A 24,331-nucleotide genomic window follows, 5' to 3' on the forward strand; every position below is an offset into this window, starting at 1 on the left:
GGAGGAGGGGGATGCGCCGGGGGCTCGTCTCGTTTAGGGCCTTCCCAGCCGGGAGGCTCTTTTATCTATTTGCTTAACAAGCATATTTAGAGTTAACAGGTGTTGCTGCAGGAATATGCGCACTTCTCCATGCCTAATAATGCTGTTATAAGACGAGGGATAATAGCGCATAGACTGTTTTAAAGCGCACCTTTGGGCTCATAATAGAGCACCCAATAAATTTAGCTTACAGTCTATTGTAGAGGCTTGGCTGTTATTTGCTTCAGCGTTTTCTTAGGGCTAAGGATAATCAAGGCTTTCACCTGATTAAGAGTGAATAAAAAAGGCTTCCAGTATTTGGAAGCCTTTTTTATTCACTCGGTTATAGTTTTATCGTAACCGATCCATACTGCGTACCAACTGTTCATCACGACGAATGAAACGGTTGGCCAGCACATTTAGGAGCAGTGCCAGCGTGGGTAGATAATATCCTGCCTGAAAGGTGCCAGGCATCTTTATGTTCAACATTTGCTCGGCCTGCCCAGAGTAGTAAAACCCGGCGCCAAGTGTGCCGACAATAAGAAGAAAATTAACCATACCCAGTTTGAGCTGAGTGAAGCGGTTGCGGTATTGAAAAATCTCAACTATTGCTACCAAAGCAGAAGCTGCAGCGAATGCTGCAACAGGCCACGTGCTAATAGGTGCAGACATACCAGGATCAGCCTTTTGATAATTGATATGGTACGCGTCCATTACTAACAACTGGCCACTAGCAGGGTCTGTTTTGCTCCAGATAGGTAGGAACAAAACACTCAACATAGCCAAGGCCAATAAAAGGAGGAACACGCTTTGGATTCTTTGTATCATCTTTGTGTTTTGACGATTGAGAACTACTACTGCTCGGAATTTCCGGGCCGGCAAAAGTAGCCAACAACGACCGGAATAACCGCAATACACGCCAATGCCTACTGCTTATATCGTGGACGCTGTCCGCACTCCCATTGCCAAATTTGGTGGTGCACTCAGCAGCGTACGTCCCGACGACCTCGCCGCACACGTACTGCGCGAGTTACTACGCCGTAATCCTACCTTGGATAAAACGGCTATTGAAGATGTTATTATTGGGGCAGCTAACCAAGCCGGAGAAGACAACCGCAATGTGGCACGCATGGCAGCCTTGCTAGCTGGCTTACCCGTGACCATACCAGGGATAACGGTGAATCGGTTGTGTGCCTCAGGTCTGCAAAGCATTATGGATGCTTCGCGGGCTATTAAGGCTGGTGAAGGAGAAATCTACCTGGCTGGAGGTGCAGAGAGCATGACCCGTGCCCCTTTCGTGATGGCGAAGTCTACTACTGCTTTTGCTCGGGACTTTACTGCTCACGACACCACTTTGGGTTGGCGCTTCGTGAATCCCAAACTCACTAAGATGCATCATCCCTATGCCATGGGGGAGACTGCCGAAAATGTAGCGCGTAAGTATAGCATCACACGCCAGGAGCAAGACCAGTTTGCTTTCAACTCACAGCATAAATACCAGCGTGCTTTCGAGAAGGGCCGGTTCCGTCGTGAGATAGTGCCCGTGTTTGTGCCACAACCCAAGGGCGATACGGCATTGTTTGACCAAGATGAACCACCTCGCTTATCGAGCCTAGAGAAGCTAGGAGCTATTCGTCCGGCATTTCAGGTAGATGGTACCGTTACAGCGGGCAACTCTGCTGGCATCAATGATGGGGCCGCGGCAGTAATTGTGGTAAGTGAGGAAGCGTTGAAGCTTTACAACCTGAAACCAATGGCACGGGTTGTTGCTTCGGCTGTAGCGGGCGTAGACCCGGCCTATATGGGTCTAGGACCAGTACCAGCAACGCAGAAGGTATTGCAACGGGCCGGTCTCACTTTGCAGGATATTGACCTGATAGAGTTAAATGAGGCCTTCGCTGCTCAGAGTATTGCATGCATGCGTGATTTGGACCTCGATCCGGCCAAAGTAAACGTAAATGGCGGTTCGATTGCCATTGGGCACCCGTTAGGAACTAGTGGCTCGCGTATCACCGCAACGCTACTGCACGAAATGCAGCGCCGAGAAAACATACGTTATGGTTTAGTCACCATGTGTGTTGGGGTAGGCCAAGGGGCCGCCGTCATATACGAGAAGATTTAGTAGCACAGTATAACAGAAAGGATGGACCTACTACTGGTTCATCCTTTCTGTTATACACTACCTCAACCACAGTGCTATGAATAGTCGGTTGTTGCAGCCCGTCCTAGATCTGCCGCATACGGATGCTCGATTGCGGCCTTGGCATCTAACAGATGCTGCCGACTTGGTCCGGTGTGCTAACGACCGAAATATTTGGCAGAACCTGCGTGATACTTTTCCTCATCCCTACACCCTAGAGGATGCCGAGTACTTCTTGGCCGCAGTCAGCGACAACCAGCACGACTTGCATCTGACATTCGACGTACAGGGCGTAGCTACGGGCAGCATCGGCGTGCACTTCAAAACGGATGTGCGACGGCGCTCTGCCGAAATTGGCTATTGGCTAGCCCGTGAGCATTGGGGCCAAGGTCTGGCAACAGCGGCCGTACGAACCGTATCAGCTTACGTGCTGGCTAACTTTGATATCTGCCGCCTCTACGCAATTGTATTTGCGACCAATGTGGCCTCTGCCCGAGTACTAGAAAAGGCGGGCTACGAGCAAGAGGCGCTGCTTCGGCGCAGTATCACGAAGGATGGGTGTACTCTCGATGCACTGTTGTACGCTTTAGTGGTTTAAATCTAGCCTGATACCCTGGGAAGACACATAGACTGTACTTGCCCAGCGCTCAGAAGGGTGTCGTAACATTGCTCTTTCCTTGTTTTTTACGTAATGCGGTATTTTCTTCATCTGGCTTACAACGGCACTCCGTATCACGGCTGGCAAATACAGCCGGGGGTACTGACGGTGCAGCAGGAGCTAGATCGTTGTCTCACGCAGGTGTTACGTCAGCCTGTATACTCGTTGGGGAGTGGGCGCACTGATTCTGGTGTACATGCCAGCCATCAGGTAGCTCACTTCGACGCTCAGGTTCCCGAAGGCTTGACCTACTAACCTTGCTCTACCGCATCAACCGCGCTTTGCCGCGTGATATACGGGCCCAGGCCCTGCATCCGGTGCCAGGTACTGCTCATGCCCGATTTGATGCCAAAGCGCGCACGTATGAGTACCATGTACGACTAGTACCAGACCCCTTCAGTCCCGATTTCTCGCTGTACCTCGATCGTGCCCCTGACGTGGCTGCCATGAACGAAGCAGCAAGTATGCTATTGGGTACCCACGATTTTACTAGTTTCTCGAAAGTAAAGGGCAGCGAAAAGCACTACGTCTGTACTTGTTTTGATGCTGGCTGGCATGTAGTGCCGGGTGGGCTGCTCTTTCGCATTCGGGCCAACCGCTTTGTGCGTGGCATGGTCCGACTGGTGGTAGGTACCCTACTGACGGTAGGTAGGGGCAAAATGACGCCGCAAGAGTTTGGTGAAATATTTCGCTCTCTCAACCGTGTACATGCTAGCGGAGCTGCCCTAGCCAACGGACTGTTTCTATGCCGCGTAGAATATCCGCCGGAGCTACTGCAGAACCTAAGCCTTCCTACGGGCTTGCCGTATTTTTCCAGCAAATAACGCCACGGGTACGAAGATAAGATAGAGGGATACTTCCGCGTAACTCGGCACTTTTTGCCGCTTCGCCTGTTACCCTCGTAGCTGATTTTCTTCCCTAGTTCTCGCATCCGAATGGAGCAAACTTCTACCGCCAAGAGCGGCAATATTTTCGACTGGCAGGTACTACGGCGGTTGATGACCTACGTGCGCCCGTACCAGCGCATCTTTTACTTCCTGATTTTTCTGACGGTAGCCACCGCGGTGCTCGGCACGTTGCGGCCCTTCCTGATTCAGCGCATGGTAGACGTTACCATTGAGCAAAACGACTGGTCGGGCCTGAACCGCATGTTTGGGCTGTTACTCGTGCTGCTGGTTGCGCATGCCATTGTCAGCTATTTGCAGACCTATTTTGGGGGCTGGCTGGGACAATATATTGTGCGCGACATTCGGGTAGATCTGTACCGTCACATTCTTGATTTGCGCCTAAAGTTTTTCGACCGCACGCCCATTGGAGTCTTGGTGACGCGCAATATTTCCGATGTTGAAACCCTCTCGGATGTATTCAGCGAAGGATTAGCGGCCATGATCGGTGATATCCTACAGCTTGTGTTCATCATGGGCTTCATGTTCTACATCGACTGGCGCCTGACGTTGGTGAGCTTGGCTGTCATTCCTCCCTTGCTGTTTAGCACGTATGTATTTAAGGAGAAGGTTAAGAAATCATTTCAGGAGGTGCGTACTGCGGTAGCTAACCTAAATTCCTTCGTGCAAGAGCACCTGACGGGCATGAACGTCGTGCAGATCTTCAACAACGAGGAGCGGGAGTTCCGCAAGTTCAAAGCCATCAACCAGGAACATACCCGCGCTAATATTCGCTCTGTGCTCTACTATAGCATCTACTTTCCCGTGGCCGAGGTTCTGGCGGCAGTGGGGGTAGGGTTGCTAGTGTGGTATGCAGCTCAAGGTCAGATTGAAGGCACCATTTCAAAAGGCGCCTTGATTGCATTTATTATGTACAACGCCCTGTTTTTCCGCCCCATTCGCCAGATTGCGGACCGGTTTAACACTCTGCAACTAGGACTAGTAAGCACGGAACGCTTGCTTAAGTTGCTAGATAGTAAAGAGCTGATTGCTGACAACGGAACCTACACCCCTACCACGTTGCGCGGCGACGTAGACTTCGACCATGTGTGGTTTGCCTACAACGAAGAAGAATGGGTATTGCGCGACGTGGATTTCAGCGTAAAGGCGGGTCAAACCGTAGCGTTTGTAGGAGCAACCGGTGCCGGCAAGACTAGTATAATTAACTTGCTCAGCCGGTTCTACGAAATCAACCGCGGCACTATCCGGGTGGATGGCCACGACTTGCGCGAGTACGACCTGAAGGATTTGCGCCGTCATATTGGGGTTGTACTGCAAGACGTCTTCCTGTTCGCCGGCTCCATCCGCGATAATATCACCCTCGGTAAGCAGGACATCACCGACGAGCAAATCTGGGAAGCGGCCGAGCTAGTAGGGGCGCGGCGCTTTATCGAGCGGTTGCCAGACGGACTCCACTACCAGGTTATGGAACGAGGAGCAACCTTGTCAGTGGGACAGCGCCAGCTGATTAGTTTCGTGCGGGCTATGGTGTATCAGCCTCGCATTATCATTCTGGACGAAGCAACCTCGTCGGTAGACTCTGAGACGGAGGAATTGATTCAGGAAGCTATTGAAAAGCTAATGCAAGGGCGTACCTCATTGGTTATTGCACACCGGCTCAGCACAATTCAAAAAGCCGACCGCATTATTGTGCTCGATAAGGGCGAAATCAAAGAATCGGGTACTCACGAGGAGTTGCTTCGGCAGCAGGCTTCTACGCCAACCTCTACCAAATGCAGTACAAAGGTGTACTAGAAGGGTAGTGGCGATGCACTACTTTTGCTAGTTCACTTCTCATCCCTCCTGCATGAATCGAATTCTTCTGACGCTGGCTCTCATCCTGGGCATCGGGTTTAGTTTTGCGTACTGGAAAATGGGCGGCTTTAAAACCGCTACCGTCACGGCCGAAACTACCAGCCAGCCGTACTTCGTAGCAGGTAGTTATTATGAAGGTCCTGCCAACGATGAAGGGTTTGGCGAACTAACCCGGAAAGCATACGAATACCGCCACAGTGGCAAGCTGCGTGGCGACTTCGGCAATATCTTCTACAACAGCCCCGAAACGACGAACGAAGCGGCTAAGGTGTTTGTCGGTATTGTGGTAGCAGATACCACTTCCCAGCAGCTGCCGGCCGGGTACCGCTACCGCGCGTTTGCGGCGGGCCAGCGGGTACTACATGCCCGCATCAACGCCAGCTATATGGTAGCACCAGAGAAACTATACTCTGGCATTAAAGACTACGCCGAGGCGCAAAAACTCACGCTGCAAGACATCTATTTAGAGCGTTTTCCTGAAAAGGGCGAGCCAGAAGTATTAGCTGTATTGAAATAACTGACGATTACTCTAAGCAGCAAGCAAAAGGCCACCTGAAATCAAGCAGGTGGCCTTTTTATTTCAACTGATTAACTGCGCCCAAAAAGAAGGCTGCTCCTACGTTCAGTTCCGACAGCCCAACTCCCAAATCGAGTGCGTTGGTAGTTACTTTTCTCCATATTGACTAACATTATCCTTAACGGCACACTGGCTATAGCTAAGACCTGGTAACGTTAGTTTTAGTCCATTTGGAGTAGTTTATCAGGCCGGAAACGAATGTATTGCCGGCTGCTATCTGCGCTGTAGGTACACCCGCCGACATGCTCAAAAGAACTGCACTGCAAAGTTCGATAAGGATAAAATGAATGAAGGCAACAGCCGAATGAGCCCTAAACGTAGAGTTTATAAAAGATCATATATACTAATATTCCTAGCGCTTTGAGAAAGCAAACTTCTTTCAGCAGTTATAGAGCCAAGTAAAACGCAAAAAGCCCACTAGCTGAAGCTTAGTGGGCTTTTAAATGAAAGTGCGTCGGGGTGGCAGGATTCGAACCTACGGCCTCGTCGTCCCGAACGACGCGCGCTACCGGGCTGCGCTACACCCCGAAAATCGTACTACCAGAGCACGTATCAGGTAATTGCTTGTGGGTATTGTCGAAAAAAGCCTCCGGGTGGGGTTCCCAGAGGCTTTTCGAGCAATAAACTCTTCGGTCGGAGTGGCAGGATTCGAACCTACGACCTCCAGCACCCCATGCTGGCGCGATACCAGGCTACGCTACACCCCGAGAGAATTATGGCACAAATGTAGGGCGTAAAGGGGGAGCTTCGCAAGTATTTATGCGAAAATTTACCTGACCGTATAGCGTTACTAGGACCCTGGCTTAGCTATCCTATTCAGTCAGTGGCCGTTGTCGTTAAAAAAGAAAACATTAAATAATTCGTAGCTCTGGCTGGCTATACGCTCTCCAAACCCACACTTGAGGTAGGGAGTGTACCGTCTCGGCCCATGAGCAGTTTAAAGCGCTTATAAAGCTGTATCTTTGTGAAGTTTAACTTCCTTAGAATACTGCTAAGAAGGCATATGAAGACGTATACATTTCTATTGGGGTTCGTAGCTGCATTCTTCACAGGTCACTTTGCTGATGCCCAAGCAAAACCTGCCAAGTCAATTTCTACCAAGCCTAGTCCAGTAATTAAGCCTGCTGCCGTTGCAGCTAAACCAGCCGTAAAGCCCAGTACCACTGCCAAGCCAACTGCTACTACAACTAAGCCGGCTTCAACTGCCAAACCAGTAGCTGCTCCTACCGTTGCTACCGCCGCCCCAGCACCGCCTAGTCTTGTTACGGATAAAATGGAGCCCGTAGCGCCTAACACGGACGCACTGAAGCTGCGGCTGGATACTAACCCGGTGACGAAGCGCCTGACGGTACGTACCAATGCCTCGGGCCCAACCCGGGTGGAAATAAATGATGCTGGTGGGCGTCCCGTCCTCACCCGCGACCTGATGGTTGGGACTGACGCCACCGTACTAGACGTAAGCAGCCTACCTCCTGGCGCCTACCTGGTGCTTTGCACATCTGGAGAGCGACGGGGCCTCAAGCGCATCGTACTAGGCCAATAATACGAGCAGGTAGTATTTTGCCACGACACGGCAGAACAGCAGAAAGCCCCGCAGTACATCAGTACCGCGGGGCTTTCTGCTGTTCTGCCGTGTCGTGGCTTAGGCAGCGTCTTCGCTTTGCAGTTGACGCTCATAAAGGGCACGATAAAGGCCCCCTTCTTCGCGCATTAAATCTTCATGTGTGCCGTGCTGCACAATAGCGCCGTCATCTAGCACGAGGATCAGATCGGCCAGCTTCACGGAGGATACCCGGTGGGAGATGATCAGGCTGGTTCGATTGTGCATGATGCGCTGAAGGCTATTCAGGATAGCGTTTTCTGTGTTGGTATCCACTGCCGATAGGGCATCGTCTAGGATCATAATTTTGGGCTCTTTGACTAGGGCCCGGGCAATACTGACTCGTTGTTTCTGGCCTCCCGAAAGCGTAATGCCCCGCTCACCTACTTTCGTATCGAACCCCTCGGGGAAGCGCATAATATTCTCGTACACATTAGCGTCCTTAGCCGCTTGCAGCATACGTGCTTCATCCGGCTCGTCGAGGCCAAAGTTGATGTTGTTGCGGATGGAATCTGAAAACAGGAACACGTCTTGGGGTACGTAGCCAATTTGGCTTCGCAAAGCCCGAAGGGACAAGTCGCGCACATCAACCCCATCTACTCTGATGGTGCCACTGCTTACATCGTACAGGCGGGAGAGGAGAGCCGCAATGGTAGTCTTGCCCGAACCCGTGTTGCCAATGACCGCCAAGGTTTGGCCCGGCCGGATGCGGAACGATACATCGTGCAAGGCTTGGATGCCCGTATCGGGGTAGGTGAAGGAAACGTGGTCAAAAACAATGTCGCCCTGAATGTCCAGTTCCACATTCTGACGCGACACCACGTCGGTTTGTTGTTGCATGAACTCGTTGATGCGAGCTTGGCTAGCCTCAGCCCGCTGCACTAGGGAACTCGTCCAGCCCAGGGCCGTAACGGGCCAGGTAAGCAAATTTACGTAGATGAGAAACTCAGCAATGCTACCCGTTGTGATGGTGCCCCGAATTACCTCCTGCCCACCAATCCAGACCGTAACGATGGTACTCAGGCCCACCAGAAACAGGATAAGGGGAAAAAACAGGGAGTTGACAAAGTTTAAGCTCAATGCTTTCTCCCGGTAGTTATCGGAAGCCACGGCGAATTGGTGGTGGGAATTCTCTTCGCGAACAAAGGATTTCAGCACCCGAATCCCGGAAAATGCCTCTTGCACGAATGTGGTCATGCTCGCCAAGGAGCGTTGAATTTCGTCGGACTTTCTCTCAATCAGGTTGTTGATGTAAAAGATGCTGATGCTCAGAATGGGTAGTGGTAGTAGCGTGTATATGGTCAGCTTCACATTCACCATGAACATAAGCGGCACAATAAGCACGAACAGCAGCACCAACTGTAGGAAGTACATGATGGCCGGTCCAAAGTACATGCGCACCCGTCCCACGTCCTCAGAAATGCGCGACATCAGGTCGCCGGTGCTGTGGCGGCGGTAAAAGCTGAGTGGTAGTGCCTGGTAGTGCTGGTAGATTTCGTTTTTCTGGTCGTTTTCAATGTGCCGACTCATCACAATAAGCGTTTGCCGCATAAAAAAGAGAAAGATGCCCCGCAGCAAGGCCATTGTTACGATGATGATGCCATAGAGCAGCACGTTGCGCCCAAACAAAGAATACACGCTGCTTTGCGCGCTGGTACCAGCGTAAAGATGATAGAGGTCAATGCCCTCACTTACTAGGTCGAAGGCATAGCGCACAATCTGGGCTGGGAAAATGGCCAGCAAAGTGCTCAGGGCCACGAACAGCACCCCACCTAGGAAGTGCCATTTGTAGCGGAGAAGGTATTTATTCGTAGCGGAAAGGGCGCGCACAGCGGGAAGATGAAAAGTTTAGGCCGTTGGAGCTTAGAAAGTTAAAAGGGGTAGCTAGGGTTTCGGAGCTATCCGCTAGGATGATACCTATACGCACTAGCACTCATTCTAACCTGCTAACTCCCAAACCTCTAAACGGACAAAGAGCAACGGGAAAAGATGCCACTGGGGTGGTTGAAGTCGGAAAAACCGGCTACTTTTGCACCCGCATTGCGAGGGGTGGCCAATTGCCAGGCCTTCGCGTTTCGTTAAACGAACGAAAATGACCATCTGGCCAGCTCACTTCGTTTAAGGATTTGCGTATGCCACCAGCCGTACAGCCGGTGGACAAAGGTACAACAACCCACCCCCACCCACCTTCTTTTTCCTTTTTCCGATGGTTGAAACGAAAGAGCTGACCGATACTTCGGTTTTTGGTCAGATTGCCGAGCACCAACACGAGCAGGTAGTATTTTGCCACGACCACGAAACCGGTCTGCGCGCCATTATTGGCATTCATAACACCGTACTGGGTCCCGCGTTGGGTGGTACGCGCATGTGGCACTATGCTTCCGATGCGGAGGCCTTGAACGATGTGCTCCGCCTCTCGCGTGGTATGACCTATAAGGCGGCCATTTCGGGTCTTAACTTAGGCGGGGGCAAAGCCGTTATCATCGGCGACGCCAAAACCATGAAGACGGAGGCACTACTCCGTAAATTCGGGCGTTTTGTGCGTAACCTCAACGGCAAATACATTACGGCGGAGGATGTAAACATGACCACAAAGGACATGGAATACATTCGGCAGGAAACCAAGCATGTATCGGGTCTGCCCGAGAGTATGGGCGGCTCTGGCGACCCTTCGCCGGTGACAGCCTATGGCACTTATATGGGTATGAAAGCCGCCGCGCATAAGGCATTCGGCTCCGACTCTTTGGCGGGTAAGCGCGTGGCGGTGCAGGGGGTAGGTCACGTGGGTACCTACCTGCTGGAGTATTTGCAGAAGGAAGGTGCCAAATTGGTGCTCACCGACTATTATGAAGACCGGGCTTTGGAAGCAGCCGCGCGTTTTGGTGCTACGGCAGTAGGCCTAGATGAAATCTACGACCAAGAGGTTGACATCTACTCGCCCTGCGCGCTAGGAGCTACCCTGAACGACGACACGCTGAGCCGGCTGAAGTGCCAGGTAGTAGCTGCTGCGCCAACAACCAGCTAGCCGATGAGAACATTCACGGTCCGGCTTTGGTAGAACGTGGCATCATTTACGCCCCCGACTTCCTGATTAATGCGGGTGGTCTCATCAACGTAGCTTCGGAAGTACACGGTGGCAACCGCCAGTCGGTGATGACCCAAACCGAGCGTATTTACGATTTCACTACCCAAGTGCTGGCTCGTGCCGAGCAGGAAGGCTCGCATCCGCAGGCCGCAGCCATTCGCCAAGCCGAGGAGCGCATTGCTGCCATCGGTAAGGTTAAGTCAACGTTTTAATATTTTGGTGATGGGGTGAGTAAGGACAGGGCAAAACGGAATTCTTTGCCCCTGATTTACCTTATCACCTGCTCACTTCATTGCTTCATCACCCCCAAGAATGCTCAACCGTCGCACGCTTCGCATTAAGGTCATGCAGGCCCTCTACGCCTATCATCAGGCGGTAGGCTCCGATTATTTACTGGCTACTGACCGGATTGCGGACGCCTTTGCGCCCGACCTAAATTCTCCTGAGCCTCAGGACCGCAAGCACCTACAAGGGCAGCGGAAGCTGGCTGAGGTTGTGTTTAAGGAGTGGCACAAAACTGGTGAGGACCCGGAGAAAACCGAAGATGCCGACGTGAACGACGCTGTGCAGGATGCCATCAAGTTCTACCAGAAGGCCGTAGCCAAGGATGGTACGTTCTACGCAGGCAGATGGTACAGGCTGCCGAGAGCATTCACGATCAGTACATTCACTTGCTCAATATTCCGCAGGCTTTGCTGGATGTGATTGACGAGGAAAAAGAGCGTGAAGCCCGCCGCTATACTGCTTCTAAAGAGCCCCTGTTGGATGCAACGCGCCTTAGCGAGAACCAGGTGATTCAGAAGCTGATCAGCAATGTGCAGCTGCAAGACCTTACCATTCGCCGCCGCATGCAGTGGAGTGGTGAGGACGAGACGACAGCCTTGCGCAACGCTTGGCGCCAGGAAATGAAGCAGGACCCAGAGCTGCTGAGCTACCTGGCAGCCCCCGCCGGCAACTATACCGAGGACCAGGAAATCCTGAAGCACCTCTTCAAAACCTACGTGTTTAAAGGGGAGAGCTTGCCGGCTTACATTGAAGAAGACGACCTGAACTGGGAAGAGAATCGGTCAATCGTGAAGAACCTGGTAGTGAAAACTATCAAAATGCTAGACGAAGCAGCCGATGAAAACCTGGAGCTTATGTCGTTATCGGCCAACTGGAAGGAGGACCGGGAGTTTGCCGAAAGCCTTTACCAGCAAACCTTGCAGGACGATGAGAAATATGAAAAGCTCATTGCCGAATCGGTGCAAAACTGGGATGTAGAGCGCGTTGCTCTCACCGACAAAATTCTGCTGAAGATGGCGCTGTGTGAGATGCACTTGTTCCGGGCTATTCCGGTGAAAGTGACCATCAACGAATACATCGAAATCAGCAAAATTTATAGCACGCCCAAGAGCAAGCAGTTTGTGAACGGGATTCTGGATAAATTGGCGCAGGACCTGACGGCTAGCGGCGCCATCCGCAAGTCGGGCCGGGGCCTGCTAGACAACCAGTAACACCAGGTTGGTAGCAACCTACTAGAAGGGTAAGCCGGGCTGTTCTCCTTAGAATATATCCTGCGGCCTATTTCTACGTATTTACCCGTACTTCCTTTCTCATACCTCACCCACTGTACTCACTTCCAAAGAAAATGGGTAGCAAAACCACCACCGGCATTCTGTGCTTCGCCGGCGGCGCCCTTACCGGCGCCGTTGTCGGGCTTCTCTATGCACCCGAAAAGGGCCGCGAAACGCGCAGCTGGCTCAGCTATAAACTCGAGAAGTACCGCGAGACGCTAGCCGACCTCACTGAAAACCTCGTGACAAGCCGGGCCGACCAAGGCCCTAGTTCCGCGAAGAGCGAAGGCCAACGCGTAATTCAAGACGCGAAAAGCAAGGCCGAGCAGCTTCTAGGCGATGTTGACCAGCTGATTAACCAGATTAACTCGCGCAAAATCATCTAACGAAATGCGCTACGCCGTGAATGTGCCGCCGTGCTAATGAGGAATCATGAGCGCAGCGGCACATTTCATTTTCAGTACATGCCACAAGGCGGTACCTTTGCAGCCGATTCCCCTTGGTGAGTACCGCACTCCGCTTGTACGGGCCTCACTTGCTATGTAGCACCTCAACTCCAAGTTCATCAACACAATGCACAGCATCACTCTTATCCCCGGCGACGGTATCGGTCCGGAAATCACGAAAGCAGTAACGGATATTTTCGCGGCGGCGCAGGTGCCGGTACAGTGGGAGGAGCAGAATGCTGGCCAAACCACGTTCGACCAGTCGGGGGAGCTGATTCCTCAGACGCTGCTTGACTCGCTGGAGAAAAACCGCGTGGCTCTGAAAGGCCCCATCACTACGCCAGTAGGCAAAGGCTTCCGCAGCATCAACATCACATTGCGCCAGAAGTACGACCTCTACCAGAACATCCGTCCCGCAAAAACGACGGCGGGTATTCAGAGCCGCTACGAGGGCATTGATTTAGTGCTGTTCCGGGAAAATACGGAAGGCCTATATTCCGGCCTGGAGCTGTTCGACGAGCGCCTGGGCGTGTCGGACTCCATTGCGCGCATCACGGTAGAAGGCTCGCGCAAGATTTGCCGCGCGGCTTTTGCCTATGCTGCCAAGCATGGCCGCAAAAAGGTAACGTTGGCGCACAAGGCCAACATCCTCAAAATTGCGGGCACCTTGATGATCAACGCATGCAAGGAAGCTGCCAACGAGTTTCCTCACATCATCTTCGAAGACAAAATCATCGATAACATGTGCATGCAGTTGGTAAACAAGCCTGAGCAGTTCGACGTGGTAGTAACCACCAACTTGTTTGGTGACATTCTCTCGGACCTGTGCGCTGGTTTGGTAGGCGGCCTGGGCGTAGTATCGGGTGCTAATGTGGGCGACAACATGGCCATCTTCGAGGCTGTGCACGGCTCGGCTCCGGATATTGCCGGTCAAGGCAAGGCTAACCCTACTGCGCTCCTTCGCTCGGCCCTCATGATGCTGCACCACATTGGGGAGCATGAGCACGCCGACCGTATTGAGAAGGCGCTCGAACTCACGTTGAACGATAAAGAGAAGTGCACCGGTGACTTGGGCGGTAAGGCCACGACCACCGAGTTTGCACAGGCTATCATCGATAATCTGGGTAAGTAAACAGCACTATCATTCCGACTCGAACAGGGAAGCCTCGGTAGCTGTTCTAGCTGCATCGGTACCCTGCTTTGGGCCGGAATGCTGGTTTTGCGGCGTGGCATCAGACCAAATAATGCCGTACTTTCACAACATAAAATGTCTTTCACGTAAGCTGCTAAAACGAGGTGTTTTAGCTTCTTTTCTTGCTCTATGAAACGCACTCTGTTTTCTGCTTTTCTGCTTTCCAGTGGCTTGTGGCTGGGCAGCTGCTCTAACGATAAGCCCGCCGAAGTAGGTACCGAAGGGATGAACGCCGCCGCAACGGAAGCGGCAGCTAATCCTGTGGTAGATAACCCTAACGTGACCAACGAAACGGAGGCCCCAAACCCGAATGCTCCTGTAATGACCTTTGCCGTGGCCGACCACGACTTTGGTGATATTCAGCCCGGCTCGGTTGTAAAGCACACGTTCGAGTTTACAAACACGGGTAAGTCGCCCTTGCTGATCGAAAATGCTACGGCCTCTTGCGGCTGCACTACCCCCAACTGGACCAAAGAGCCCATTGCTCCCGGCGACAAAGGCAGCATTGATGTGCAGTTTGACTCCCACGGCAAAACCGGTATTCAGAACAAAGAAGTAGCAATCCGAGCGAATACCCAGCCTAACATCACCAAAGTGGTGATTAAGGCCAACGTGCTGTCAGACGGCCAGAACGGGCCCACCCGGTAAGTACTACCTAGTGTAGCGCCTGTGCGGCTGAGTTGGAGCGTTCAGTACGCAACCAGCTCGGCGGCACAGGCGTTTTCTTTCTTGTTGGCAGGCATTTCTGCTAGCTTCTTTCTACTTTACTCTATGCTTCTCTCTCTTCTGTTGCAGGCCACTACTTCAAGTGAAGGCCTCACGTCCCTGCTGTTTCCGGTTGGTATTGCTGTTATCGTGTACTTCTTCATGATCCGGCCCCAACAAAAGCGCGCCTCTGATGCAAAGAAGTTTCGGGCGGGTTTGGTGAAAGGTTCTTCGGTGGTAACCATAGGAGGCTTGCACGGCAAAGTGGTTGACCTAACGGAAGAAACAGTAACAGTAGAGGTAGACAAAGGTGTGCGCCTACGCTTCGAGCGCTCAGCCATTGCTCGGGAAGTAACGGGTAAATCCTCACCGGCTACTACTTCGTTGGCCTAAGTACTCGCCTATCATGCCTACCACCCGTCCTATCCGTTGGCTGCGCTGGTTTTCTGTTCCGTTCTTCGGGCAGGAGCGCAACTACTGGCGGGCGGTATTGGCGTGTTTTCTGGCGGCTAGCACTTTCTGGCTACTCAACTCCCTCAACAAGACGTATACCACGCGCATCACCTATCCGCTGGTCTGGCGCTACAATGCTAGCCAGTACATAGCAGTGCAGCCCTTACCTACTGAAGTAGCCGTGAACGTAACGGGCCGAGGCTGGAAGTTGCTGCGCCGCAACCTGGGCCTAGATGTGCGACCTGCGGAATTGACGCTGCATGCGCTGCCCGCTACGCGCTACGTAACGGCGCGCAGCCTACGCCCTGCTTTGCAGCAGGCCATGGAAGGGCTGCAGTTCAACTACCTGCTCACCGACACACTGTGGGTTGAATTCGACAAGCTGGTGAGTCGGCGTCTGCCACTGGCGCTCAGCCCTGCGGCCGATGGCTCGGCGCTGCCGTATGCAGCCAGCTTCACGCCCGCTACAATTGTATTTCGAGGACCCGCTAGTAAGATCAATGCGCTGCCCAATCCTTACCTAGTGCACCTGCCCCAGGCACCGGCGGGTAGTACTACGGGTGATATTCGGGTGCCTATTGGTGGGCCCGAGCTTGTAGACCCCAACGTGCAGGATGTACGTGTGCGGTTACAGCAACGCCCCCTCGTAACGGTTCTAATGGAAGTGTTGCCTGAGTTGATGGATGCTCCTGTGGGCCGAACCTACCGCTTGTCGCCGGCTAGGGTGCGCGTGCGGCTGCAGTGCTTTCCTGAAGATACTGCCCACCTTAATCCGGCCGACATCCATGTGCAGTTGCACTATGGTCAGTTCATCAACTCCGATTCTACTCTACGGCCCTTCCTGGCCGACCGCCCTGATGCAGCTCGTGGTGGCCGTGTTATTACGCGCGGTGTGCGAGTAACTGTGGAAACAGGAAAGCTGTAGAGCGGGCAGCATTACTCTCATTTTTAGCCCCAACCGGCTACAGCACCTTCACGACTTTCGCCCTGCACAATTGCGTTATGCTGAAAATAGGAATCACTGGAGGTATTGGGACGGGAAAAAGCGTGGTATGTAAGCTGTTCCAAGTGCTAGGTACACCCGTTTACGATTCTGACATCCGGGCGAAATGGGTGATGATCAACGATATAGTGCTACGGGATGAGTTGCGGGCTGCCTTCGGACCTGATACGTTTGACACTCTAGGTCAGCTCAACCGTACCTATCTCGCTAAGGTTGCCTTCTCCGACCCTCAACAAGTAGCGCGCCTGAATGCGCTAGTGCACCCCCGGGTAGGCGCCGACTTTGAACAGTGGACCATCGAACGCCAGGCGGAAGGCCACCGCTATATCCTGAAGGAAGCGGCACTCTTGTACGAGTCGGGAGCCTATCGGCAGCTCGACCGGATTATTACCGTGTTTGCCCCCTTGGCACTTCGCCAAACCCGCATCCAACGCCGCGACCCACACCGTACTACCGATGATATTCAAAACATCATTGGTAAGCAGATGAGCGAGGAGGAAAAGATCCAACGAGCTGACTACATGGTGTATAACGATAATGAGCACTTGCTCATTCCTCAGGCGCTGAAGCTGCACGCCGAGTTTGACGCCCTCGCGCAGCAGAGTGTATCTAACGGATGATGGGGCTTCGCTCGAATGGTCGGGTACGGTCGAAAAGGAAGCGGTACGTAACGTGCGTTTTGTAGATGCGGGCGCCGATAGAGCGGGTAAGTGCCAGCATCCGCGGATTGAAGTCGCCTATCCAGTTCATCTCAATGTCGGTGTAGCCGGCCCGCATGAACTCGGCCCGAGCGTGTACCATCAACGCCGACTCAATGCCCTTGCCCTGCCACTCCGGCACTACCCCGAAGATGACACCAAAGAGCTTTTTATCGGGGCGCTGCATGTACTTACGCTTCTCCCAGAGGAAGCGTAGCTTGCCCCAAAGGTTGAAGTTGCGGCCCACATGCTTGAAAATCTGGTTGAGCTCAGGTAAGCTCACGAAGAAGGCAATAGGCTCGTCGTTGTGGTAGGCAAACCACAGCAGCCGCTCATCCAGCACTGGCTTCATTTCCCGCACAAGTTCCCGCGCTTTCTCCAAGGGCATAGGGTTGACGCCGCTGTGGTTAGCCCAGGCTAGGTTATAAACGTGGTGGAAATCTCGTGCCAGCTTCTCGGCATCGCACTTGCTGCCGTGCTGAAACCGGAAGGTAGGATACTGCTGAGCGTAGGTGTCGAAGGCCCGACTGAAGGTAGGGTGCAAATGCACGGCTACCTCGCGGTAGCAAGTATACTGCTTGAAGAACACCTGAAAACCATAGGTTTCAAATAGCTGCTGGTAGTACGGTGGATGGTAGAACATGCCGTAGTTGGGCTCAGTGAAGCCTGCTACCAGCAAGCCCCAAAACCGGTCTCGCTCGCCAAAGTTAATGGGGCCATCCATGGCGGCTAGTCCGCGCTGGCTGAGCCACTGTTGGGCTGCATCAAAGAGCTGGTTGGCGGCCGCCTGATTGTCGATGCACTCAAAAAAACCCACGCCACCCACGGGTAAAGTAGGGTCGGTTTGCGGAGTTTCGTGGTTGATGAAGGCCGCTACGCGCCCGACAACCTCACCGGCCGGGTTAGTCAGCACCCAGCGGATAGCCTCGCCGTGGGCAAAGTTGTGATTACGCTTGGGGTCGAAGACAGACTCTATTTCATGATCAAGCGGCGAAATCCAATTTGGGTGGTTGCGGTAGATACGCGCCGGCAAGTCGAGAAACTGACGACGGTGCTCAGGGTGGTGACTTCAACTAAAGGCATACGAAAGAAAAATCGGGGCAAAGCGAACTTGCTCCGGCAAAGAAAAGCGTTTCAGAGCCTGATAACAGCTTAGCGGCTCGGCTGGCGGAAAATCGACAGAACTTTTATGCCTTCTGTATGTAAAGTGTGGATTTCGGTGCCCATACTGTCAGCATATGTCTGTGGGTGCCAGCGGTAGGCAGTTATAAAATAATCTGCCTCAGCAAGAGGAACATACCGGATTCGTTGTCGTTGCTCGGGCCGAAGGATAAGCGTATTGTTGTACAGCGGGTTGTACCACGGCCAACGCACGTACACCCGAATAGGCCCCGTCGGTTGGTGCTGAAGCATCCATTCGATTCCGTGCCGAAATGTAAGCCCCCAATAGTCGCGCTCGAATAAGCGCTCAGCAGTTGGCGCGCTAATACAGCTAAAGTAAAGGTTTTGATAGGGATGCAGGCGCACCATGCGCACCGCCGTGTGAACTGTCTCAAGTCCGGCCAGCAAGGCGAGAATAATCGTTACTCGCCGCCCGCTGCTGGACTGCCGCGCTATAGCCGCCAGACCCACTGCACCGCGAACGGCAAGCAGCACCAAAGCTGGGTACACAAAATAAAGGTGACGCCACGAATCGTATAGTGCCGAGTGCAAGGCAATCACCAGCAGCAGCGGACCTAATAGCCACCCAACTAGTAGTGAATCAAGCTGGACCCCACGCTCTTGGATCGCTAGCCAACCACGGCGTATAAAGTGTATAGCTACTGTTACTAGGCCACCCAGGGCTGCTACTACATACGGCAGAGGTGTCGTTACGAGTATCCAAACAGGGCCATAGTGCCACGGTATATCAGCTACTTTATGGAAATGGCCCAGGTAGAAATTCGTGAAGGACCACGGATAGTGGCTGAGGTTACGGAAAGCAGCCACGAAATGCCCCAGCGGATTCTCCCATAAGTAGGGCCAGCCAACTACGGTCATTACCATGGCGGCGACAAGGCAGCAACCTAGTAAGCGTAGCTGGTGCCTACGCTGAGGCGCATCATCTAGCAGCACAAGTACGACAGTAAAGGGAACAAGAATGCTTCCTAAAATCCGGGCATCAATGGCTAATCCAATGGCTAGGCCATGTAGCACTGCCCGTTGCCAGGTAGGTCGTTCCGTGAGTCGTACCAGCGTAGCCATGGCCAAGGTAAAAACGCCCAGAAACATGATGTCTTTTCCATTGAAGAAGGCTTCAGCAAATAGGCGCGGCGAAAGCACTAACAGCAATGCGGCCAGTAGCCCCAAGCGCCAGTCACGGAAGCGGACCCGCCCGATATAGTATACTCCCCAAACTCCCAGCAGAAATGTGCCAAAGATGCACAAGTGCCGCATGTAGTAATAAGCTTGCGGGTTATGCCGCGTGAACACGTAGCTAAGCACTGCTACGGGAATTTCGAAAATAACTCCGTGGTCGTTGTCGCGGTAGCCTGCAACGGCGGGATTAATTGAGTGGTAGGTTCCTGCGCCACCTTTTCAGGTGCCACAAGTCCAACGATGTATTTCACATTGACCAAACCATTGAGGTGGTCTGTAGGCTCATCCCAGGAAACACCATAGTCTCGGTGCAGAAGTACGCCTAGCAGGGCTAAGAGTCCGAAGAAAGCACCAACTATCTGGCGCCGGTACGTCGTAGATTCAGCACGCAGCAAATCGGGTAATGGCATAAATAGCTTTAGCGAAGCCGAAAAATTGACAAGATAGGCAGCCCGTTTACGCGCTGTTCAAACACCGCCGGACCGTAAGAATTTGGATACGCCTCTGGGTGCCAGCGGTAAGTGCCAAGGAAGTAGAGGGCTCGGTTGGGTGGCACCATACGCACCCTAGCTCGCTGAGGAGGTGAGAGTAGTAGTAGCGCATTATGGAGCGCTAACCGAGTGCGCGCATCAGTGCCTATTGGCACGGTAGAGGCGGTATCGTGGGCTAGAATCCACTCCAGTCCTCCACGACCCGAAAGCGCCCAATAATCGCGTTCAAACAGCATTCCTGTAGTGGCAACAGGGGGAATGCTGAAGTACACGTTTTGGTACGGATGATCTAGTGCCATGCGTACCACGGTATGTGCTAAACATACTCCCAACACCACAGTACCTACCCAGCCTGTTATCTTCTTGAGAGGCGCACTGTGAAGATGATGCCACGCTTGCCACAATGCCTGCAAACCACGCACGGCTAGCAAAAGAAAAGCTGGGTAGATGAAATACAGGTGTCGCCACCCGTCATAGAGTACTGAGTGGAATACGATTACAGCCAGCACTGGACCGATAAACCAGGCCAGCAGTAGCAGGTCTGCTCGCCCCATGGGTGACGCTAACCAGTGCAATGGCCGCAACGCTGCTCGCACAACTACTCCTATTCCCACAGCAAACAACCCCGAATACAGTAGGGGCGTAGTGACGAAAATCCAAATGGGTGCGTAGTGCCAGGGCAACGCCTGCACAGAAACATCTTGCCCCAAATAGTGGGTTAGCATATCGGAACGGTAGCGGCTGAAACTTTGGAAGGCTTCTACAAAGTTCTCTACCGGGTTTTCCCACAAATAAGGCCAAGCTAGCACCACGCCCACAGCCGTCAGCGGTAAGTAGAGCGCAAACGAACCAATGAATCGTTGCCATTCATTACGCCTGAACATTAGTTCTAGTCCCGCAAAGCTTATCGTCATCGGCACTAAAAGAACTCCCATCGTTCGGTTGTCGATAGCAGCGGCGCAGGCTAATGCGTGTAGAGTAGCGCGTTGCCAAGTAGGCTGGCGTAGCAACCCAGCATGGTGTAAATAGCCAGCGCGAAAAACCCCATAAATACGGGGTCCTTGTAATTGTAAAACGACTCTGCAAATAAGCGAGGTGAGAGAACTAGCAATCCCGCTACTACGAGCCCCCACTGCCAGCTGCCAAAACGCCAAGCTCCCAACCGATACACCACCCACGTGCCGGCTACGCAAGTCAGCCAAATAGTCAAATGCCGAAGAAAGTACACGTCGCGGGTGTCTTCCACCCGGGCTACTTTCTCCAAGAGTACCAATGGTAACTGATATAATACCCCGTGGTCGGTGTCTTGGCTCCCATGCAAGTCGGGAATCTCGGCAAAGCTAGGCTGACGACGAGCTATTTCCGGCGCCAGCTTCATGGCTACATATTTGGCGTTGATAATACCATTGAGACGATCTACTTGCTCATCCCAGCCTACTCCATAGTCCTGATATAATGCTACGCCTAGTAGGGCTAGCAACCCGAAAAACGCACCTACTGGCCAACGATGAGATAAAGTAGGAGTAACAGGCATAGTAAGTAATAGGCCCCTGCGAGTGGGGGCGAAAATCTGTGCAGATGTGTGGCTCTTTTAGGTAAGAGCCATTTGCCGGACGGTGCTCAAGTGTACGAACCGTAAAACACGGCTAAATTCGGCAATTCATTTCCAACTCTACTCGTCTCCGCGTGCTGCGTACCATTCCTCGATTTGTTTGGCCTATAGCAGCGCTACTGTTATGCATACGGCTGGTGCTTAATCTACACCTCAACCCTGGCCTGGAGTGGAATTATGATGAGCGGCGTAACGGACGCATCGCCGACAATTACTTGGCGGGTCGTGGCTACGTCAGCACCGACCCAGAACGGCACATAGTGCGCCCCGATGCATTTCATGCCAGCTTTCCGGTGTTTGTATACATTGGCTGGGCACGGCTGGGCTTGCCAAAGCACTACCTCACGCTGCTTGTCTATGCGGCCGCGGCGGGTTGCTACCTCTTGGGCGGCCTGTATGTGCAACGTACGCTGTGGCACTTTGGCGTGAGCCACGGTTTGTCGTGGGTTGGGGCTGGGTTATGGGCCGTGTACCCATCGGTGGTTTACTACATTGGAGGCTTTTGGTGGTTCGAGAACTTGGCGCTTCCTCTGCTCATTATGGTCATATACAAGCTCCTGCGCCTGTATGGGGGGCGTCCACTGTCCTGGCCTGATGCTTGGTTGCTAGTAGGTGCCGTCGTATTATCCTGCCTATTGCGCGGGTATTTACTGGCTGTATATGGGCTTGTATTCGGTGTGTTTGGGCTATTGATGCTATCCTGTGGGTCTCGTGCTACCCGACTAGCAGTGGGCCTGAGCTTGGGCATCGCGCTGGCAGTAGGAATAGCGCACCTACCCATTTTTTTGAAGAATCACCAGCTATTTGGGGCGTGGACGCTTAGCAACCAAGCTGGTTTTGAACTGCTGCAAGGGCACAACTCCGTGACCCAGGGCCGCTTTATGTTCGACTGGGACGACCGTACCAAACCGTTCGACCAGTATTTACGGACCCACGTGCCCCAACTAGATGCGTTAGACCAGTACCAAGAAAGCCAAGCCCGCGCCCGTGTGGCCCGACAGTGGATAGCAACGCACCCTGCGCAAGAGGCACAGCTATGGTTGCGTAAAACGGCATTGTTCTTCTCACCCGAGAATTTCATTGCGGATGCCCCGCGCACGCCGTGGCACCCATTTACAGCCCTCGTGCACCTTGCTTTCTTTGTTGCGCTGGTACTCACCTTGGGGCAATACCAAGGTCTGCGCTTTGAGCGGCGCGATGCGCTACTGCTGACGCCTTTAATAGCTGCGTGGCTACTGAGCTTAATCTTCTTCGTAGGCTTCCGGTGGCGGTTCTTTGCGGAGCCTGCTCTACTGCTATTTCCCCTTATCACCGCCCAACGTTTTTGGCAGGGGCGTGTCCGCAGTGGGGCGCTATAGAATTCTTGCACCTCTTCAGCCCACCCCACAAATCCTTCTACAGTATCGGCGTACGGCTGTGATGTTCGGCGGTAGCCTGTCACGAAGGAATGCCAAGCCGCCGAGATGGGCAGGTGTAACAATCGTACTTGATCAGCGGGAGCAATCCACAGCTTGTAGTTATCCGGTGACGAGATGGATGAAACACCAAGGAAATGTGATGCGCATGATCTGCCGCAAAAACGAAAAAGGACAGCCGTTGCCGACTGTCCTTAATCTGGTGGGAGATACTGGGTTCGAACCAGTGACCCTCTGCTTGTAAGGCAGATGCTCTGAACCAGCTGAGCTAATCTCCCGAGGGGTATGCGTACTCTAAAAAGTGGGAGATACTGGGTTCGAACCAGTGACCCTCTGCTTGTAAGGCAGATGCTCTGAACCAGCTGAGCTAATCTCCCATGGGCGTGTCCCGTTTGGGATGGCAAATATGGCAGGTCGTTTTTTCTTGCGCAACTCTTAACCTAAAGTTTAATTGGTTTTTTTTGAAAAAGGATGCCTGTAAAGCGTCAACTGGTTCATAGTCAGAAATTTTTGACCAATAAAAAAATTACAGTATTTATCGTGTGCTTGGCTGACTGCAGCGGCGTTTTGGGGTGAGGCTGGGGTTGATAGGAGTAAATCTCAACCTAATTAATGGCTTCGCGTTAAGATGCATCGATTCTTTCTCTTCCCTCCATCCCTCGCTTTACTATCATGGACGATAACCAACTTCTGCAAAATTACTCTGATCAGGAAAAAGCAGCTTACCTCAGCGTTATTGCCAGCCTAGCCTCTGCCGATCGGGAAGCTTCTGCTGCTGAAATAGAATTTCTACAGCAGTTGTCTCACCAGGCAGGCCTCTCGGGCGGTGCTACCCAGCAAGTGCTAGCTGCTGCCAAAGACGCTAACAATGAAAGCATTCGGCAGAACCTCGACGCTCTTCGCAATAGCGAACTGCGCTATTCGCTGGTTACGGACCTCATCAGCTTTGCGCGCGCCGATGGCGCCTACTCCAATACGGAGGAGGAAATGGTAAATAAAATTTCTAGCTACCTCGGTATTAGTCAAGAGCAAAAGCAAACCTTGGAGCAAGTAGTAGATCAAGCTGCTCAGGTACCCCACGATGCTAGCGACCCAGCGAAGCAAGGCTTCTTCAGCGGCGTTACCAATAAGCTTGAGAGTGCGGGCATCCCCAAGAGCGCCCTCATGGCCGGCTTGTTGGGTGTAGTAGCACCCATGGTAATATCCAAGGTGATGGGTGGCCGTAGCAGCCAAGGTGGTATGGGCGGCGGCCTAATGGGTGGCTCGATGGGTGGCCTATTGGGTGGCGCAGCCCAAGGCGGTATGGGTAGCTTACTTGGTGGCCTACTCGGCGGCGGTTTGCTTAGCGGTATGATGGGTGGCGGCCAGCAGGCTGGCTACGGCAACTACCCGCAGCAAGGGTCGCACGTAGGTGGGGGCGGCCTAGGCTCCCTCATGTCGATTCTAGGTGGCCTTGGTGGTCAGCCTAACTCACAGCCTCGTAGCGCTGGCGGCGGCGGCTTGATGGGCGGCGGCATGGGTAGCCTGCTAGGCGGCCTATTTGGTGGCCGCTAAGCGGTTACCAC

General features: G+C 53.0%; 23 protein-coding genes, 4 tRNA genes and 2 pseudogenes. 18 read left to right on the forward strand and 11 right to left on the reverse strand.

What is annotated here, in order from left to right; translation table 11 throughout:
* Positions 1 to 369: 369 nt before the first annotated feature.
* A complete protein-coding gene (locus VI25_RS06305) occupies positions 370 to 846 on the reverse strand; it encodes a DUF4293 domain-containing protein (RefSeq protein ID WP_045688759.1) in 477 nt (158 codons plus the stop codon).
* A gap of 94 nt (positions 847 to 940) precedes the next feature.
* On the opposite strand from VI25_RS06305, the gene VI25_RS06310 reads away from it, so the two are divergent.
* From VI25_RS06310 to VI25_RS06330, 6 genes and pseudogenes are all read left to right on the forward strand, one after another.
* Positions 941 to 2,140 carry a thiolase family protein gene (locus tag VI25_RS06310; protein WP_045688755.1) on the forward strand — a complete coding sequence of 400 codons (1,200 nt, stop codon included), beginning with the start codon at positions 941 to 943 and terminating at the stop codon, positions 2,138 to 2,140.
* A gap of 76 nt (positions 2,141 to 2,216) precedes the next feature.
* Positions 2,217 to 2,756, forward strand: coding sequence for a GNAT family N-acetyltransferase (locus VI25_RS06315; RefSeq protein WP_045688756.1), 540 nt, complete (start codon positions 2,217 to 2,219; stop codon positions 2,754 to 2,756).
* A 93-nt stretch (positions 2,757 to 2,849) separates the two neighbouring features.
* Positions 2,850 to 3,071 carry a hypothetical protein gene (locus VI25_RS26575; RefSeq protein WP_236704928.1) on the forward strand — a complete coding sequence of 74 codons (222 nt, stop codon included), beginning with the start codon at positions 2,850 to 2,852 and terminating at the stop codon, positions 3,069 to 3,071.
* A gap of 2 nt (positions 3,072 to 3,073) precedes the next feature.
* Positions 3,074 to 3,640, forward strand: coding sequence for a tRNA pseudouridine synthase A (locus tag VI25_RS06320; protein WP_236704929.1), 567 nt, complete (start codon positions 3,074 to 3,076; stop codon positions 3,638 to 3,640).
* A gap of 111 nt (positions 3,641 to 3,751) precedes the next feature.
* A pseudogene (locus VI25_RS06325) lies at positions 3,752 to 5,523 on the forward strand (ABC transporter ATP-binding protein).
* Positions 5,524 to 5,567: 44 nt separating this feature from the next.
* Positions 5,568 to 6,092, forward strand: coding sequence for a hypothetical protein (locus VI25_RS06330; protein WP_045688757.1), 525 nt, complete (start codon positions 5,568 to 5,570; stop codon positions 6,090 to 6,092).
* 514 nt (positions 6,093 to 6,606) lie between these two features.
* Here VI25_RS06330 and VI25_RS06335 read toward each other — a convergent pair.
* Both VI25_RS06335 and VI25_RS06340 read right to left on the reverse strand, forming a co-directional pair.
* Positions 6,607 to 6,680 (reverse strand) — tRNA-Pro (locus VI25_RS06335).
* Between the two features lie 105 nt (positions 6,681 to 6,785).
* A tRNA-Pro gene (locus VI25_RS06340) sits at positions 6,786 to 6,859 on the reverse strand.
* Positions 6,860 to 7,155: 296 nt separating this feature from the next.
* On the opposite strand from VI25_RS06340, the gene VI25_RS27650 reads away from it, so the two are divergent.
* Positions 7,156 to 7,695: a T9SS type A sorting domain-containing protein gene (locus VI25_RS27650; RefSeq protein WP_045688758.1), complete on the forward strand. Its 540-nt coding sequence runs from the start codon at positions 7,156 to 7,158 to the stop codon at positions 7,693 to 7,695.
* A gap of 99 nt (positions 7,696 to 7,794) precedes the next feature.
* On the opposite strand, the gene VI25_RS06350 is transcribed toward VI25_RS27650, so the two are convergent.
* The gene (locus VI25_RS06350) at positions 7,795 to 9,582 is read right to left on the reverse strand and encodes an ABC transporter ATP-binding protein (protein WP_045687010.1); all 1,788 of its coding nucleotides are present in this window, start codon (positions 9,580 to 9,582) and stop codon (positions 7,795 to 7,797) included.
* Between the two features lie 376 nt (positions 9,583 to 9,958).
* On the opposite strand from VI25_RS06350, the pseudogene VI25_RS06355 reads away from it, so the two are divergent.
* From VI25_RS06355 to coaE, 9 genes and pseudogenes are all read left to right on the forward strand, one after another.
* A pseudogene (locus VI25_RS06355) lies at positions 9,959 to 11,049 on the forward strand (Glu/Leu/Phe/Val dehydrogenase dimerization domain-containing protein).
* A 100-nt stretch (positions 11,050 to 11,149) separates the two neighbouring features.
* Positions 11,150 to 11,542: a hypothetical protein gene (locus VI25_RS26585; RefSeq protein WP_236704930.1), complete on the forward strand. Its 393-nt coding sequence runs from the start codon at positions 11,150 to 11,152 to the stop codon at positions 11,540 to 11,542.
* Positions 11,467 to 12,333: a transcription antitermination factor NusB gene (nusB, locus tag VI25_RS06360; RefSeq protein WP_236704931.1), complete on the forward strand. Its 867-nt coding sequence runs from the start codon at positions 11,467 to 11,469 to the stop codon at positions 12,331 to 12,333. The genes VI25_RS26585 and nusB overlap by 76 nt, the downstream gene beginning before the upstream one ends.
* Before the next feature lie 134 nt (positions 12,334 to 12,467).
* Positions 12,468 to 12,779, forward strand: a complete 312-nt coding sequence (locus tag VI25_RS06365; RefSeq protein WP_045687012.1) for a YtxH domain-containing protein — start codon at positions 12,468 to 12,470, stop codon at positions 12,777 to 12,779.
* 187 nt (positions 12,780 to 12,966) lie between these two features.
* Positions 12,967 to 13,971, forward strand: coding sequence for an isocitrate/isopropylmalate dehydrogenase family protein (locus VI25_RS06370; RefSeq protein WP_045687013.1), 1,005 nt, complete (start codon positions 12,967 to 12,969; stop codon positions 13,969 to 13,971).
* A 189-nt stretch (positions 13,972 to 14,160) separates the two neighbouring features.
* Complete coding sequence (locus tag VI25_RS06375; RefSeq protein WP_045687014.1) at positions 14,161 to 14,679, forward strand: DUF1573 domain-containing protein; 519 nt, start codon at positions 14,161 to 14,163, stop codon at positions 14,677 to 14,679.
* 123 nt (positions 14,680 to 14,802) lie between these two features.
* Positions 14,803 to 15,129, forward strand: coding sequence for a preprotein translocase subunit YajC (yajC, locus tag VI25_RS06380; RefSeq protein ID WP_045687029.1), 327 nt, complete (start codon positions 14,803 to 14,805; stop codon positions 15,127 to 15,129).
* A 13-nt stretch (positions 15,130 to 15,142) separates the two neighbouring features.
* Entirely contained in the window at positions 15,143 to 16,114 is a 972-nt protein-coding gene (locus VI25_RS06385; protein ID WP_052694899.1) for a hypothetical protein, read from the forward strand.
* Positions 16,115 to 16,191: 77 nt separating this feature from the next.
* Positions 16,192 to 16,812 carry a dephospho-CoA kinase gene (coaE, locus tag VI25_RS06390; RefSeq protein ID WP_045687015.1) on the forward strand — a complete coding sequence of 207 codons (621 nt, stop codon included), beginning with the start codon at positions 16,192 to 16,194 and terminating at the stop codon, positions 16,810 to 16,812.
* On the opposite strand, the gene VI25_RS06395 is transcribed toward coaE, so the two are convergent.
* The 5 genes from VI25_RS06395 to VI25_RS06415 form a co-directional block, all read right to left on the reverse strand.
* Positions 16,802 to 17,923, reverse strand: a complete 1,122-nt coding sequence (locus VI25_RS06395) for a GNAT family N-acetyltransferase (RefSeq protein ID WP_052694900.1) — start codon at positions 17,921 to 17,923, stop codon at positions 16,802 to 16,804. The two genes, coaE and VI25_RS06395, sit on opposite strands and share 11 nt — an antisense overlap.
* A gap of 119 nt (positions 17,924 to 18,042) precedes the next feature.
* Entirely contained in the window at positions 18,043 to 19,326 is a 1,284-nt protein-coding gene (locus VI25_RS06400) for a glycosyltransferase family 39 protein (RefSeq protein WP_152981518.1), read from the reverse strand.
* Between the two features lie 50 nt (positions 19,327 to 19,376).
* Positions 19,377 to 19,658, reverse strand: coding sequence for a hypothetical protein (locus VI25_RS06405; RefSeq protein WP_045687017.1), 282 nt, complete (start codon positions 19,656 to 19,658; stop codon positions 19,377 to 19,379).
* A gap of 8 nt (positions 19,659 to 19,666) precedes the next feature.
* On the reverse strand, positions 19,667 to 20,674 hold the full coding sequence (locus VI25_RS06410) for a hypothetical protein (protein WP_152981519.1): 1,008 nt from the start codon (positions 20,672 to 20,674) through the stop codon (positions 19,667 to 19,669).
* A 29-nt stretch (positions 20,675 to 20,703) separates the two neighbouring features.
* Positions 20,704 to 21,273 (reverse strand): hypothetical protein, encoded by a 570-nt coding sequence (locus VI25_RS06415; RefSeq protein ID WP_152981520.1) that lies wholly within the window; start codon positions 21,271 to 21,273, stop codon positions 20,704 to 20,706.
* A gap of 215 nt (positions 21,274 to 21,488) precedes the next feature.
* On the opposite strand from VI25_RS06415, the gene VI25_RS06420 reads away from it, so the two are divergent.
* The gene (locus VI25_RS06420) at positions 21,489 to 22,709 is read left to right on the forward strand and encodes a hypothetical protein (protein ID WP_045687019.1); all 1,221 of its coding nucleotides are present in this window, start codon (positions 21,489 to 21,491) and stop codon (positions 22,707 to 22,709) included.
* A 257-nt stretch (positions 22,710 to 22,966) separates the two neighbouring features.
* On the opposite strand, the gene VI25_RS06425 is transcribed toward VI25_RS06420, so the two are convergent.
* Together VI25_RS06425 and VI25_RS06430 are read right to left on the reverse strand one after the other, a co-directional pair.
* Positions 22,967 to 23,044 (reverse strand) — tRNA-Val (locus VI25_RS06425).
* Positions 23,045 to 23,068: 24 nt separating this feature from the next.
* Positions 23,069 to 23,143: transfer RNA gene (locus VI25_RS06430), tRNA-Val, on the reverse strand.
* Positions 23,144 to 23,438: 295 nt separating this feature from the next.
* On the opposite strand from VI25_RS06430, the gene VI25_RS06435 reads away from it, so the two are divergent.
* Complete coding sequence (locus tag VI25_RS06435) at positions 23,439 to 24,320, forward strand: TerB family tellurite resistance protein (RefSeq protein ID WP_045687020.1); 882 nt, start codon at positions 23,439 to 23,441, stop codon at positions 24,318 to 24,320.
* Positions 24,321 to 24,331: the final 11 nt, after the last annotated feature.

Source organism: Hymenobacter sp. AT01-02 (assembly GCF_000961955.2).
Taxonomy (GTDB): Bacteria; Bacteroidota; Bacteroidia; order Cytophagales; family Hymenobacteraceae; genus Hymenobacter; species Hymenobacter mucosus.